The 14579-nt window shown below is 47.0% G+C and carries 12 protein-coding genes, 1 other RNA gene and 1 other annotated feature; of the genes, 1 reads left to right on the forward strand and 12 read right to left on the reverse strand.

Translation table 11 applies throughout. The features are described from left to right. Positions 1-57 precede the first annotated feature (57 nt). The 10 genes from mltG to cymR all read right to left on the reverse strand — a co-directional run bounded on the left by mltG (position 58) and on the right by cymR (position 11571). Positions 58-1182 (reverse strand): endolytic transglycosylase MltG, encoded by a 1125-nt coding sequence (mltG, locus tag FQV26_RS10900; protein ID WP_146557500.1) that lies wholly within the window; start codon positions 1180-1182, stop codon positions 58-60. Positions 1183-1308: 126 nt separating this feature from the next. Beyond that, entirely contained in the window at positions 1309-1617 is a 309-nt protein-coding gene (locus tag FQV26_RS10905; protein WP_146557501.1) for a DUF1292 domain-containing protein, read from the reverse strand. A gap of 13 nt (positions 1618-1630) precedes the next feature. Then, the gene (gene ruvX / locus FQV26_RS10910) at positions 1631-2047 is read right to left on the reverse strand and encodes a Holliday junction resolvase RuvX (protein WP_146557809.1); all 417 of its coding nucleotides are present in this window, start codon (positions 2045-2047) and stop codon (positions 1631-1633) included. A 2-nt stretch (positions 2048-2049) separates the two neighbouring features. Further along, positions 2050-2316 (reverse strand): IreB family regulatory phosphoprotein, encoded by a 267-nt coding sequence (locus FQV26_RS10915; protein WP_058386921.1) that lies wholly within the window; start codon positions 2314-2316, stop codon positions 2050-2052. A gap of 89 nt (positions 2317-2405) precedes the next feature. Beyond that, positions 2406-5030: an alanine--tRNA ligase gene (alaS, locus tag FQV26_RS10920; RefSeq protein WP_146557502.1), complete on the reverse strand. Its 2625-nt coding sequence runs from the start codon at positions 5028-5030 to the stop codon at positions 2406-2408. Between the two features lie 41 nt (positions 5031-5071). After that, positions 5072-5281, reverse strand: a binding site (T-box leader). A gap of 475 nt (positions 5282-5756) precedes the next feature. After that, a complete protein-coding gene (gene recD2 / locus FQV26_RS10925) occupies positions 5757-8174 on the reverse strand; it encodes an SF1B family DNA helicase RecD2 (RefSeq protein ID WP_146557503.1) in 2418 nt (805 codons plus the stop codon). 24 nt (positions 8175-8198) lie between these two features. Further along, on the reverse strand, positions 8199-8858 hold the full coding sequence (locus FQV26_RS10930) for a tetratricopeptide repeat protein (protein ID WP_186759754.1): 660 nt from the start codon (positions 8856-8858) through the stop codon (positions 8199-8201). 14 nt (positions 8859-8872) lie between these two features. Next, complete coding sequence (gene mnmA / locus FQV26_RS10935; RefSeq protein WP_146557505.1) at positions 8873-9991, reverse strand: tRNA 2-thiouridine(34) synthase MnmA; 1119 nt, start codon at positions 9989-9991, stop codon at positions 8873-8875. Positions 9992-10005: 14 nt separating this feature from the next. Beyond that, positions 10006-11139 carry a cysteine desulfurase family protein gene (locus FQV26_RS10940; protein WP_186759757.1) on the reverse strand — a complete coding sequence of 378 codons (1134 nt, stop codon included), beginning with the start codon at positions 11137-11139 and terminating at the stop codon, positions 10006-10008. Positions 11140-11154: 15 nt separating this feature from the next. Then, on the reverse strand, positions 11155-11571 hold the full coding sequence (gene cymR / locus FQV26_RS10945) for a cysteine metabolism transcriptional regulator CymR (RefSeq protein ID WP_146557507.1): 417 nt from the start codon (positions 11569-11571) through the stop codon (positions 11155-11157). A gap of 536 nt (positions 11572-12107) precedes the next feature. On the opposite strand from cymR, the gene FQV26_RS10950 reads away from it, so the two are divergent. Continuing rightward, complete coding sequence (locus tag FQV26_RS10950; RefSeq protein WP_146557508.1) at positions 12108-13397, forward strand: replication-associated recombination protein A; 1290 nt, start codon at positions 12108-12110, stop codon at positions 13395-13397. 106 nt (positions 13398-13503) lie between these two features. Here the strand turns inward: FQV26_RS10950 and FQV26_RS10955 are convergent, their stop codons facing one another. Further along, complete coding sequence (locus FQV26_RS10955) at positions 13504-14268, reverse strand: tRNA threonylcarbamoyladenosine dehydratase (protein WP_146557509.1); 765 nt, start codon at positions 14266-14268, stop codon at positions 13504-13506. 101 nt (positions 14269-14369) lie between these two features. After that, a non-coding RNA gene (gene ssrS, locus FQV26_RS10960) (6S RNA) lies at positions 14370-14552 on the reverse strand. Positions 14553-14579: the final 27 nt, after the last annotated feature.

Genomic DNA, 14579 nt, shown 5'->3' on the forward strand with positions numbered 1-14579 from the left:
CTTCAAATTTTACCATAAAAAGAGAAGGAAAGCGAGGACGCTTCCTTCTCGGTGGTTTTAGTTTCCGATATGTTCATCCCGGTTGGCTAAATGCTCTTCATATGTTTTGGCAAAATAGTTCTTGCCTTCGGAATCAGCCAGGAAATAGAAATAATCGGTGTCAGCGGGATCAAGTACCGCTTCGAGTGAAGATCCACCCGCGTTGGCAATAGGCCCTGGTGGCAATCCTTTGTTCTGGTAGGTGCTGTACGGATGTTCAAACTCGTAATCTGTATTGAACAAGCGATCTTTATGCTCGCCCATTGCATAGATAACTGTCGGGTCCGTCTGCAGCGGCATATCGTCTTCCAGTCGGTTATAAAACACACTGGCAATGGTCTGCCGGTCTGCCTGGGCTGTTGCTTCTTCTTCCAACAAGGATGCAAAAGTCAACAGCCAATGCGGCGACTTGTCAAGCTCTTCTAAAACGCTTTGATACTGCATGACATTTGCCTGTGTCGTACTCAGCATCTGTTCAATAAGAAGCGTTAATGGTGGATCTTCTTCGAAGATTGGATAAGTTGCCGGGAACAGATATCCTTCAAGCGCGTAACGGACATCTTCGCCCAATATTTCTTCTGTCAGCAAATCAGGGTATTTGATCATCAATTCTTCGATGTATGCAGGATCTTGGATTTTCTCCAAAAATTCTTCGGCAGTATATGAAGTCTTTTCCGCAATGACATTTTCAGCAATTTGTTCTACGGTCAAGCCTTCGGGAACGTTGATCGTAAACAGCGGCTCACGGTAGACCTTGCCGGTTTTCAGGCTTTCTGTGATCTCATCAAGTGTCATAGACGGCATCAGATCATACGTACCTGCCTGAAACTCTGATTCGTTGTTGAATTTCACGTAGTACTTGTATATACGCGCATCTTCAATAACGCCGTTTTCTTCAAGCAATGTCGCAATGCTGTCGAGACCTGATCCAATCGGCACTTCAACAGAAATAATTTCTTCTGAATCCGGATCAACAGGCTCCAATGCACTGGAAACATAATTATAAATTTGGAAGCCTGCTATTCCGATAATGATTAATAGAATCAGCGTAACTATCAATACGATGCGTCGGACGACTCTCACTTCCTTCTTCTTTTCTGACATTCTCTCAAACATAATCTCTTTTTTTGACGGTTTCTCCACGGGTTCCCCCCCTAGCTTTTCTCTTCTACAGAAATTGAACTGAAAATGTCCAACTTCTAACAGTATACAAGAAAAGCGCACAAAAGAAAAAGACGGAATCAGCAATCAATTCCGTCCCTCCCAATTTTAAAGCTCTTCGTTTTCTTCTTCTTCGTCAAGGAACGTGTTCAGCATTTCTTCGATCATGTCCCACTCTGCATCAGTTTCAACTGGGCGAAGCTCGCCGCCGCCTACAGTATCATCTGAGTCAGGATTTTCGGTAAAGGAAGATGCATGAATTTCAATTTCGCCTTCTTCATCTTCTTCAGCGCCTACCGGGAAATACAAAACGTATGATTTTCCGAAGTCAGCTGATTCAAATGTAAACAATACTTCAAATAATTGTTCGTTGCCGTTTTCATCAACGACTGTAATGTGCTCTTGTCCGTGTTCCATTTGCGTCACCTCATTATTTTTTAAAATCAAGATAGCCTTGCAAAATCATGACTGCCGCCATCTTGTCGATCACTTTTTTGCGATTTTTGCGGCTGACATCAGCGGAGATCAACATCTTCTCTGCTGCCGACGTCGTAAGCCGTTCATCCCATAGGACCACCGGTATACTATACGCTTCTTTCAGCAAAGCTGCAAATCTTTCAGATGCTTCAGCACGCGGGCCGATTGAATTGTTCATGTTTTTCGGATAACCGACAACCGCTTCGGTCACTTCATATTGCTTGATCAGTTCGCCGAGACGGTCCATTCCAAATTCTTCGATCGCTTCATTTATTTTGACGGTTTCGATTCCTTGGGCTGTCCAGCCCATCGGATCGCTGATTGCGACTCCGATTGTTTTCGAACCGACGTCAAGTCCCATTATGCGCATCATTATTCCCCGTTATTCTTCTTGATATAGAACTTTACCAGTTCTTCCAGAATTTCATCCCGTTCTAGTTTGCGAATCATATTTCGCGCATCCTGGTGGCGAGGAATATAAGCCGGATCACCTGATAATAAATATCCGACAATCTGATTGATCGGGTTATAACCTTTTTCTTCAAGTGCAGCATGGACTTGAAGCATCACCTGCTTCACTTCCTGCTCCATCGACTCATCAGACGAATCGAATTTCATAGTTCGATCAAATGAACTCACGACAAGCACCTCGCTTTCGGATTTTGAATAGGAATAATTGCTCCTGCTGTCTGTTTTCCATTATAACCGATAGCGTGGATTTATTAAACCTATTTAACTAAGCTGTACACTGATTCGAGCGCCGATTCCAGTTTCCCGGCATCTTTTGCGCCTGCCATCGCCATGTCCGGACGGCCTCCGCCTTTTCCGCCACATTGCTCTGCTACATGTTTGACGATTTTTCCGGCATGGTAGTTCCCGCCAGCCAAATCTTTTGTCACTCCTGCAGCAAGCATGACCTTGTCACCGTCTGTTGCACCTAAAACAATGACCGCTTTGTCAATTTTCGTTTTCAGGTCATCCATCATCTGACGCAGCTGGTTGTTGTCTTTCGCTTCAACTTTTACCGACAAGACGGTGATGTCGCCCACTTTTTGCGCACGATCCAGAATACCTGTAGATTGTGCATTGGAAATTTTAGCAAGCAAGGATTCATTTTCACGCTGCAGGGATTTCATTTCTGCTTGGACTGACTGGACTTTCTGAATCATGTCTTTTGGAGAAGATTTCAGTAGCCCTGCCGCCTGTTCCAGAACCTGTTCGCTGTCTTTCAGGCTGTTATAAGCGCCTTTGCCGGTCAACGCTTCAATTCTGCGAATACCCGCACCGATGCCGCCTTCTGAAACGATCTTGAACAAGCCGATTTCTGAAGTGTTGACAACATGGACGCCTCCGCAAAGCTCTAATGAATAGCCTCCGATTTCAACGACGCGGACAACATCGCCGTATTTTTCGCCAAACAATGCCATGGCACCCATTTCTTTTGCTTCTTGCAAGTTGTGGTAGCCGGTCTGAACCGCAATGCCTTCCCACACTTTTTCATTGACGATCTGCTCAATTGTCTCCAGTTCCTCATTTGTCACTTGGCCGAAATGAGAGAAGTCAAAACGCAGGCGATCAGGCCCTACATAAGATCCAGCCTGGTTGACGTGCGTACCCAATACATCTTTCAGCGCTTGGTGCAGAAGGTGCGTTGCTGTATGGTTTTTCACGGTGTGGCGGCGTTCGGATGCATCTACCTGAGCATGCACTGTCGACTTCGTCAACTCGCCAGTCTCTACGCGCACTGAATGCAGGTTCTGGCCATTCGGCGCTTTTTTGACATCCAGCACAGCCGCTTGAACCAAATCGTTGCTCAAAATTCCACGGTCTGCTATCTGTCCGCCACTTTCAGCGTAGAAAGGCGTCTGATTCAAGATGACTTGGACTTCTTCGCCTTCATGTGCGCTGTCCGCAAGCTCACCGTCTTTGATGATGTACAATATTTCTGCATCCGATACCGTTTGGCTGTAGCCGATAAATTCGCTGGCTTCTTTAATATTCCCCAGCACTTCGGATTGTGTCTGCATGGAATTGACATTTTGGCGGGCTTTTCTTGCGCGGTCGCGCTGTGCCTGCATTGCTGCTTCAAAGCCTTCATGATCGATTGCCATGCCTTCTTCTTCCGCATATTCTTCGGTCAGCTCTACCGGGAACCCATACGTGTCATACAGGCGGAATGCATCTTCGCCCGGAATTTCCGACTGGCCAGCTGCTTTTTGTTTTTCCACAACCGACGATAGAATGGCCAATCCGTCATGAAGTGTTTCGTGAAAACGCTCTTCTTCCAACTTCATGACACGAATAATAAAGTCCTGCTTGTCATTTACTTCCGGATAGAAGTTTTTCATGATATCACCGACGACCGGTACCAATTCATAAAGAAATGGTTTTTCGACACCCAACTTCTTCGCATAGCGGACAGCGCGGCGAAGCAAGCGGCGCAATACATAACCACGGCCTTCATTTGATGGCAATGCCCCGTCTCCAATAGCAAATGCCACGGTGCGGATGTGGTCGGCGATCACCTTGAAAGCCATATCCATCTCGGCATCTTCGCCGTATTTCTTACCGGAAATTCCTTCGGTTTTTTGGATGATCGGCACGAATAAGTCCGTATCGTAATTGGTCGGTACGTCCTGGACCACAGAAGCTATACGCTCCAAGCCCATACCCGTATCGATGTTCTGCTTTGGCAGCGGTGTGTAGGTATGATCTGGATTATGGTTGAATTGCGAGAAGACCAAGTTCCAAATTTCCAGGTAACGGTCGTTTTCCCCACCCGGGTACAATTCAGGGTCGTTTAAGTCATTTCCATAGCTTTCGCCGCGGTCGTAGAAAATTTCAGAGTTCGGTCCGCTTGGGCCTTCACCGATATCCCAGAAGTTGCCTTCCAGGCGGATGATGCGCTCAGCCGGAACGCCGACTTCGTTCAACCAAATATCATATGCTTCTTCGTCCTCCGGATGGATGGTCACGGATAACTTCTCGGCATCAAACCCAATCCATTTGTCGTCCGTCAGAAATTCCCAAGCCCAATGAATCGCTTCAGTCTTGAAGTATTCACCGATTGAAAAATTCCCAAGCATTTCAAAGAATGTATGGTGACGTGCTGTTTTGCCGACATTTTCAATATCATTAGTGCGAATCGACTTTTGTGCGTTGACGATCCGTGGATTTTCGGGAATAACCCGGCCATCAAAATATTTCTTCAGAGTCGCTACACCACTGTTGATCCACAGCAAAGACGGATCTTCAAAAGGGACAAGAGGCGCACTGGGCTCCTGGTCGTGGCCCTTTTCTTTAAAGAAGTCGAGATACAACTGCCTAATGTCTTCAGCTTTTAAATTTTTCATCTATTTTTCCTCCTTAACATAATAAAAAGCCCCCATCCCAAAAAAGGGACGAAGGCTTTATTCGCGGTACCACCCTAGTTACACGGACCATGAAGCTCCGTGTCTCTCGAACACCTTAACGCGGTTCAACGGCAGGGATTAGCTGCACTCCGGAGTAGCTTTCTAAAATCGTATGTCGTCGGGGCCTTTCAGCCAGCGGGTCCCGTTTCTGTCCGGATGCGATTTTATACTGTCTCCATCAATGTGTTTGTCTATCAGTCTAATTTGAATTATAGAAAAAGCTTTGAGTCATGTCAATAGAAGGGTGAAAAAATCGCTTCAGGCAGAAGCTGTCTTATCCTTAGTTAAGCATCTTTTTCGTTGAAATGGCTGCTTTCCGTTCCGGCGCTCGCTTTCCGCGGGTTCGCGCCCAAGCCTCCTCAGTCGCTATGCTCCCTGCGGGGTCTCGGTCGTCTCACTATTCCGCAGGAGTCGAGCACCTGCACTCCAAGCAACTAGTTTAGAAAAAATAAGGTTTCCACGGATACCGCCGAACCTCTTCCTTCACCATGTTCTATTCAGAGTCTTTAGCTTCTGTTAATTCTTTAGGAAAGAAACTGACCGAAATAGTACTATTAATATCTTTCCATCGAAGCAAGCTTAGCCGTATAGGAGCAGGCGGTTTTTAGCCAATTTCCGCTGTTTTGTGGAATATCAAAGCCTAATCTACCTTTGCAATTTTTAACATCAAACTTGCATAAATTTCTGTGGCGTGATGCCTTCCATGCCGATCATCGGGTGAATGGCGTGGACGTTTTCATTGGTCAGGCTGACGGGTCCACTTTGTTTGGCTTCAGCTTTTTGCTGTGTTTGCTCTTCGGTCTTCGGTTCCTCGGCAGCGACTGCTAAGCGATTTTTCAAAGTGGTCATCCGCTGTGCATCGTCTGTCCGTTCGACGCCGTAACGGAAAACGCTCGGATCGCCGCACAGGATGAGGAAGTCTTTGCTTCGGGTAATACCTGTATAGAGCAGATTGCGCCGCAGCATTTTCATGTAGCCGCGGACAACAGGCATAATGACGGTAGAGAATTCAGAGCCCTGCGATTTGTGAATCGAACAGCAGTAGGCGAGCGTCAGCTGGTTCAAGTCGCTTCGCTCGTACGTCACTTCGATGCCGTCAAAAGACGCCACCAGCATGTCCTGCTTTTCGACCGTTTCTTTCGCTTTTAGGATCGCTACAACTTCGCCCATATCGCCGTTGAAGACATTGCTTTCGGGCTGATTGACGAGCTGCAGGATTTTATCGCCGATGCGGTAGGTGACGTCGCCGAATACCAGCTCTTTCCGTTTGCCATCCGTGTTTGGGTTGACCATTTCCTGGATCATCCGGTTCAATGCATCGATTCCAGCAGGCCCTTTATACATAGGGGCCAACACTTGAACATCTTTGATGGAATGGCCTTTTGACAAGGCGCTCTTCACTACTTTTTCCACAACAGAAGGAATTTGGTCGATGCCTGCTTTGATAAAGGAGCGGTCTGCCGTTTTGGCGGTTATGTCTTCCGGCAATTGGCCATTTTTCATCTGATGTGCCAATTCGATGATTGACGAACCTGATGACTGGCGGTAAATATCGGTCAATTCCACAGTGGGGATCCGTTTTGATTCGAGCAGATCCCGCAGCACCTGCCCCGGTCCGACCGGCGGCAATTGGTCCTGATCCCCGACGAATATCAGTTGGGCATCTTCCGGTACTGCCTTCAGCAACTGATGCGCAAGCCAGGTATCGACCATTGACATCTCATCAATGATGATCAGTTTGCCTTCGATTTCTTTTTCGGTTTCTTCGTCTTTTTCTTGCCCGTTAAAACCAAGCAGCCGGTGAATAGTCATGGCCGGCAAATCCGTCGATTCGCTCAATCGCTTGGCAGCACGTCCGGTTGGTGCTGCAAGGATAATCGGAAACGGCTCTTTTTTCTTGGCGTATTCTTTTGGATCCAATGACAAGCCATGCAGTTCCGCATAGATTTCAACCAGACCGCGGACTACTGTTGTCTTCCCTGTTCCCGGTCCGCCGGTCAAAATCATGACGGAGGAATTAATGCTGTTCTCGATGGCATCGACCTGCGTTTCCGCATAATTCACTCCGAGCCGTTCTTCCGCTTCTCCCAGTGCTTTACGGACCTCTGAACTCGGGAATTTTGTGCGGGTTTCCTGTTCTGCAAGCAAGGTTTCTAGTTTGGTCGCAATGCCGACTTCTGAATAATACAAAGATGGCAAATAAAGCCGCGTTTCCTCACCAGCGACTTTGCCTTCTTCATTCAATTCAATCGCCGCTCTAGAAATCGCTTCGACTGGAATTTCTTCCTGCTGGCGTGATTCGAGCATCTCTTTCACCATCGGAATCAAGGTCTTGGCATCAACATATACATGGCCATCAGAAAGCGATGCCTGGTTAAGGATGTGCAGAATCGAAGCTTTGATCCGGTCCGGGTGACTGCCGGTGATGCCGAGTTTCATTCCCAGTTCATCGGCACGCTGGAAACCGATCCCTTCGATCTCTTCGATCAATTGGAACGGGTTTTTTGTCAGGATATCGATGGTCTCTTCCCGGTAAGCCTGATAAATCCGCATACCGACTTGTGGGCCAAAGCCCCAATCATTGAGCTGGATCATAACCCGTTCAAGGCCAAGGTTCATCTGCAATGTCGCACGGATGGTTTCTTTTTTATCATCCGACAGACGAGGCACTTTATCCAATGCATCCGGATCTTCCAATATCTTTTTGATAGCGTCTTTTCCGAGCTTTTTAACGATTGTCTCGGCCGTTTTCCGGCCAATGCCATTGAACATTTCACTGGACAGGTAATGGATAATCCCCTGCTCAGTTTCCGGCACTTCTTTGGTGAACGTCTCTACTTGAAATTGAACACCGTAGCGGGGATGATTTTTTACCACTCCGGTAAAACGGTACTGTTCCTCAAGCGACAGCATCGGAAAATAACCTGATACAATAATTTCTTTTTCGGTATAGGGGGTATTGGTTTCCTGAATCTTCACTTTCGCGATGGAGAATAAATTTTGGGGATTGTGAAAAATCGAGACGACAGGACGCCCTAATACAAACTGCTTTTCTTCATGAAATAAATCGATTTGTCCGGTCATTTCTGTCGTCTCCTTTTCACGTGGCTATTCCAGTGTCGTTGCAATCATATCGTAGGCGTAGCGCGCCATTTCATTTCGTTCATCAAGTGTATAGGCCTGTTTTAAATGGTGCATGGCATCTTCTGTACGATTCGTGGAAACCGCATAGAGAACCCCCAGGTTGTAATGAGCGTCTGAATGGTTTGGATCTCTTTCAAGCACTTCTAGAAACTGCGGTTCTGCAAGTTCGAACATTTCCATCGAGGCCAAAGTAATACCGTAGCTCAAACGGGCTTGGACATCGTTTTCATCCAGTTCCATTGCGCGCTGAAGGTACGGCAGCGCCAATTTCGGCTGCTCCAGTTTTTCAAAGCATTTGCCGATCATGAAATGCGCATCGGCGCCTTCCAATTCGTATTGCAATGCTTTTTCATATAATTTCAATGCTTCCGCGTAGCGCTCTGAATTGAAATACAGATTAGCCAGCCCATAGTAGGCAGTCGCTGATGTTTCATCCAGAGTAATCGCTTTTTGGAAAAACCGCTCTGCACGGTCGATTTCGTCCATTGAAGTCAACACATGGCCAAAGTTGATATAGCCAAGCGGGTTGTCCGGCTGTTCTTCAATGGCTTGTGTAAATGCTTTGATCGCTTCTTCGGTATTGCCTTCCTGTAATGCCTGTATGCCGATTTCGTTATAATTCATTGCTGTCTCTCCCATTAGCCTACATATTCCAAACGTGCGCCGTTTTTATAGACGCGGTCGATGGTGCCCCCGCCCAAGCAGACTTCGCCGTCATAAAAGACAACTGCCTGGCCTGGTGTAATGGCACGAACCGGTTCTGCGAAAGTGACGATCGCTTCTTCGCCTTTGAACTCCACAGTAACACCGATGTCTTGTTGGCGGTAGCGGAATTTCGCTGTGCATTCTAAAATTCCTGTAGGTGCCGTATTCGACGTGAAGCTTAAGTTTACCGCAGTCAGGCTGTCAGAGAAAAGGGCTTCGTGTTGAATATTTTGTCCGACGTATAAAACATTCTTCTCCAGGTCTTTTCCGATAACGAACCACGGGTCGCCCGCGCCGCCGATTCCAAGTCCCTGTCTTTGGCCGATTGTGTAATACATCAAGCCGTCATGCGTCCCCATTTTGACGCCTTCCAAGGTTTCCATCACTCCAGGCTGAGCTGGCAGGTATTGACCTAGGAATTCCTTGAAATTGCGTTCACCAATAAAGCAGATGCCTGTTGAATCTTTTTTCGTCGCTGTCGCAAGTCCTGCTTCTAATGCAATTTCACGGACTTTTTTCTTTTCCATGTGACCGATCGGGAACATTACTTTTGATAATTGACCTTGATCCAATTGGTTAAGGAAATAGGTTTGATCCTTGTTATTGTCTTTGCCGCGAAGCATTTTTGTTTCGCCGTTTTCCGCGTGCTCCACCTGTGCATAATGGCCCGTCGCCAAATAATCTGCACCCAAGCTCAAAGCGTGCTCAAGAAATGCTTTGAATTTGATTTCTTTATTGCACATGACATCCGGATTTGGTGTCCGTCCCGCTTTGTATTCTTCCAGGAAATACGTAAAGACTTTGTCCCAGTATTGCTTTTCGAAATTGACGGCGTAATACGGAATGCCAATCTGGTTGCAGACGCGGATGACGTCTTCGTAATCTTCTGTAGCTGTGCAGAAGCCATTTTCATCGGTATCATCCCAGTTTTTCATAAAAATGCCGATGACGTCATAGCCTTGTTCCTTTAATAAATATGCGGCAACCGAAGAGTCGACCCCTCCGGACATGCCGACGACAACACGTGTATCTTGTGGTGCTTTTGCAGTCATTTTTTCTCACCTTTTCATTTTAACGCCAAACGCTGGCTGATTTGAGCTGTCTTTGCGGCAGCTTGTTCTATATCTTCCGTCGTCAAACCGATACCGAAACTGAACCGGATCGAATTGCGGCTTTCAACAGCCTGTTCTCCGTACATCGCAACGAGCACATGGGAAGGATCAATAGACCCTGCCGTACAAGCAGATCCGCTGGAGGCTGATATTCCTGCTAAATCCAAGTTGACCAGAAACGACTCGATTTCAATCCCCGAAATGCTGAGATTCAGAATATGCGGCAATTGATCGCTGCCGTTTTCCTTATAGTCTACGCCTTGTTGGTCTAAAGCTGACTTGAAGATCGTTTTGTATTGTTCATAAGCAGCTGATTTTTCTGTCATAGTCGCCAATGAAATTTCTACAGCTTTGGCTAACGCAGAAATTGCCGGCACGTTTTCAGTTCCCGCGCGGCGCTTTCGTTCCTGTTCTCCACCGTACAGCAATGGAGCTAATGACGTCCCTTTTCGCTGATACAGGTAACCAATGCCTTTAGGACCGTTAAGTTTATGGCCGGATACCGATAAAAGATCGACGTTCAAGCTATCCACGTCGATCGGCAAAACACCGTAAGCTTGTACGGCATCCGTGTGGAACGTGACATCTGTTTCTTTCAGAAGTTCCCCAATTTCAGCGATGGGCTGCATCGTGCCGACTTCATTGTTGCCCAACATGACCGACACTAGAATTGTATCGTCACGCAGCGCATTTTTCACGTCTTCTGCTCGCACACGGCCATTTTCGCCAACCGGTAAATACGTTACATCGTATCCTTCGCGCTCCAGCTTCTCGCAGGCATGCAAAACAGCATGATGCTCAATCATCGTCGTGATGATGTGCTTGCCGCTTTTTTTGGCTGCGGTGCCGAAGATCGCCAAGTTATCTGCTTCCGTTCCGCCGCTAGTAAAAATGATCTCATTGTCATCAGCCCCAATGCTGCCTGCCAATAATTTACGTGCATCGTCCAACTCTTTCCGTGCTGCTCTTCCGGTTCCATGGATGCTTGAAGGATTGCCGTAGACCGTTCCAAGTGCTTCGGAAAAAGTCGCGACAACTTCCGGATGCATTGGCGAAGTCGCTGCATGGTCTAAATAAATTCGTTTCATGATCTGTTAACTCCCTTATATATAGTACATGTAATTTTTGGTCTCATCGTTGTTAGCCTTTGCCAAATCTTCGATGGTCGTCGTATCAAGCACATTTTTTACGGCATCACGGATGCGCACCCACAGCTCACGCTGCGGTTGCTTTTCATCTTCAATACCTTCTACCGGTTGGATCGGACCTTCCAGGACACGGATGACGTCTCCTGCGGAAATATCTCTTGGATGGCGTGTCAGCATATAACCGCCGTATGCCCCGCGGACACTTTTAACAAGTCCGGAGTTGCGCAACGGCCCCACCAGCTGTTCCAGATAAGCCTCCGACAACTCATTTTCTGCCGCAATCTTGCGCAGCGGCATCGGACCTTCGCCGTACTGTTTTCCCAATTCGATCATTATCGTCAGACCGTAACGGCCTTTGGTTGATATTTTCATCATTACACCTCTAAGTTTGATAAATTGAACTAAAGATCATTCTGTTTAAAATCGATAAGATACTTAAACCGAAGAAACCGCTGCAGACGGACAAAGACTTTGCCGCCTTGCGCTCATTCTTCTAAACATCCTGTAACTATGTCGCGAATAAAATAATCCAAGCTTTAATTAATACACTACAAAGTACGAGAGAAAGCGGAAGAACAAAAGCAATTGCTACACTCTCACTATGCAAATTTTAAGGGTTCTCAGCTAACGCCATATCTACCAGCAAGCACAAGAAAATCACTTTCAACGCCGGCGCATCCAAGGGCTAAGCAAAGCAGGAAGACAAATGCAATTTGCTTGGCTTTCTGCGGGAGCTATACCCAAAACGACCGGTGTGATTTGCAAAAGATAAATACTTTGATTCACTCTAAATAAATTCCAATATTCTTCAAAACAGTATAGCATAATTCGGGCCGAATGGACTTGCAATGACTTTTGAAACCTCAAACGCTATACTGATAGAACGAATGTACGGAAGGAGTTTTCTTATGCATAACGAACCTTTAGCTTTCCGTATGCGCCCCCGGACCATCGACGAAGTCGTCGGACAAAGAGACGTCATTGGGCCGCATACGGCTCTATATAAAATGATCAGCAATGGCCATGTACCTTCGATGCTGCTTTACGGGGAGCCGGGAATCGGCAAAACCTCCATTGCCCATGCCATCGCCGGCACCTCCAATTTGCCCTTCATCGCATTGAACGCCACTACTTCCGGCAAAAAAGATGTCGAAGAAGTCGTGACGGAATCACGGATGACCGGAAAAGTTTTGTTATTTTTGGATGAAATCCACCGCTTCAATAAATTGCAGCAGGATGCCCTATTGCCGCATGTCGAAAGCGGTTCGATCGTTCTTATCGGAGCAACGACGGAAAATCCGTTCCACGATGTCAATCCGGCCATCCGCTCTCGCTGTGGGGAGATCAAACAGCTGAAGCGCTTGTCGCATGAAGATATTGTCCAACTATTGAATTCTGCCTTGACCGATCCAAAGCGCGGCCTCGGCAATGAACAAATCGACATTTCCGAAAAACAAGTCGAACGCATTGCAGAAGGCACCAACGGCGACGCCCGCAAAGCGTTGACGATGCTGGAATCGATTGTTATCGCTTCTGATGAACGCGACGGCAAATTTATCGTCGAAGATCAGATGGTCGAGCAGATGATCAAGCGTGTCGGCGTGTTCGGCGATAAAAAAGGCTCCCATTACTTTAACCTGCTGTCTGCGCTGCAAAAATCGGTACGCGGCAGCGACGTCAACGCCGCTATGTATTATTTGGCGCATCTATTGGAAAACGGCGACTTGACCGCGGTCACACGCCGCTTGCTGGTGATGGCCTATGAGGACATTGGACTTGCCAACCCTGCAGTCGGCGGACATGTACTGGCGGCTTGCCAGGCAGCTGACCGTCTCGGCCTGCCGGAAGCGCGCATTCCACTTGCTCAAGCTGTGGCCGAAATGTGCCTGTCCGAGAAATCCAATTCAGCTTATAAAGCAATTGATGCTGCTACTGCTGCCATTAATAAAGGCGAGGTTGGCGATATTCCGATGCATTTGCGGGACACGCATTACGCCGGAAGCGCTGAACTTGGCCACGGCGGCTACCGCTATCCACACGATACACCGATTGGATCGTTCGGCGGCTGGACCGATCAGGATTATTTGCCGAAAGAAGTGAAATCAGCCGAGTTCTATAAACCGGTCATCGCCGGAGAAGAGAAAAAGTTCGCCGGCATCTACGAAAAACTGAGAAGTTTTCGGAAAAACAAAAAATGAAATCAGCATGACATCAGCCATTTCCTAAATTGGAAATGGTTTTTTTATTTCTCCATTCCATCAAAAAGACAGAGAAAAGCCGGCTCAGGAGTGAGCCGGCTGGATATTAATTCATGCGGACGCGGTTAATTGGAATAGATTTCGTGATGTCATTGACTACCCAACTTGCCGCAATCAAGCCGACTGTCGATGGTGCAAAAGCGTTCGAGGACGGTGGCATTTGTGCTTTTCGGATAGCCGCATCAGGCTTCCCGACATTGCCGACCACATCTTCACGGACAATGATCGGGCTTTCGTCTGAAAAGACGACCGGGATGCCTTTATAGATTCCGGCCTGGCGCAATTTTTTGCGGATGATTTTTGCCAGTGGATCCGTATGGGTCTTGGAGATATCCGCAATCTTAAAACGTGTTGGATCGGTTTTATTTGCTGCTCCCATACTGGCGATGATCTTAATGCCGCGTCTGTAGCATTCTTCCATCAAATGAACCTTGTAGATCATCGTATCGGATGCATCGATTACATAATCCGGTTGGTAGCTGAAAAATTCTTCATACGTTTCTTCGGTATAAAACATATGCAGGGAAATTACCTTGCATTCTGTATTGATGTCAGCGATCCGATCTTTCATGACCCCCGCTTTAGACTTGCCGACGGTCGACAAATTGGCGACCAGCTGCCGGTTGATATTGGTGATGTCGACATTATCCTTGTCCACAAGGATGATCGTGCCTACACCGCTTCGTGCACAAGCTTCCGCCGCGAATGAACCAACGCCTCCAATGCCCAAAATGGCGACGGTTGAATTTTTGAGTAAATCGATTCCTTCTTTTCCTACTGCTAATTCATTTCTTGAGAATTGGTGTAACATGAAGTCACTGCCTTTCAAAGTTGATACGCATAATAGGGATTATACACAATAAAAATCCCTTCGACAATTAATTGTCGAAGGGATAAAAATGATTTTTTATTAGGAATCCCAATCGTGCCGTTTTTGTTGGTGCGCATCGTTTGAACCCGCTGAAAGCAGGTGGGTGATCTCTTCACCACTTATAACTTCCCGTTAAGGCATGTTAGCCATGGTGAAATTCGATCTCCCGACGACATAATGTTGGGTCAAAATCGAATTGCTTAAAACGAACACATCAGGATTCTCTATAACCGTATGTTAGCACACCTTTT

The organism is Planococcus sp. CPCC 101016 (assembly GCF_007859295.1).
Taxonomy (GTDB): Bacteria; Bacillota; Bacilli; order Bacillales_A; family Planococcaceae; genus Planococcus.

Excerpts from the sequence above, each read along its gene's own strand:
- FQV26_RS10950 (WP_146557508.1), top strand. The coding sequence starts at position 12,108 with ATGCATAACGAACCTTTAGCTTTCCGTATGCGCCCCCGGACCATCGAC.
- FQV26_RS10940 (WP_186759757.1), bottom strand. The coding sequence starts at position 11,139 with ATGAAACGAATTTATTTAGACCATGCAGCGACTTCGCCAATGCATCCG.
- mnmA (WP_146557505.1), bottom strand. The coding sequence starts at position 9,991 with ATGACTGCAAAAGCACCACAAGATACACGTGTTGTCGTCGGCATGTCC.
- FQV26_RS10955 (WP_146557509.1), bottom strand. The coding sequence starts at position 14,268 with ATGTTACACCAATTCTCAAGAAATGAATTAGCAGTAGGAAAAGAAGGA.
- alaS (WP_146557502.1), bottom strand. The coding sequence starts at position 5,030 with ATGAAAAATTTAAAAGCTGAAGACATTAGGCAGTTGTATCTCGACTTC.
- ruvX (WP_146557809.1), bottom strand. The coding sequence starts at position 2,047 with ATGCGCATAATGGGACTTGACGTCGGTTCGAAAACAATCGGAGTCGCA.
- FQV26_RS10930 (WP_186759754.1), bottom strand. The coding sequence starts at position 8,858 with ATGAATTATAACGAAATCGGCATACAGGCATTACAGGAAGGCAATACC.
- FQV26_RS10905 (WP_146557501.1), bottom strand. The coding sequence starts at position 1,617 with ATGGAACACGGACAAGAGCACATTACAGTCGTTGATGAAAACGGCAAC.
- cymR (WP_146557507.1), bottom strand. The coding sequence starts at position 11,571 with ATGAAAATATCAACCAAAGGCCGTTACGGTCTGACGATAATGATCGAA.
- recD2 (WP_146557503.1), bottom strand. The coding sequence starts at position 8,174 with ATGACCGGACAAATCGATTTATTTCATGAAGAAAAGCAGTTTGTATTA.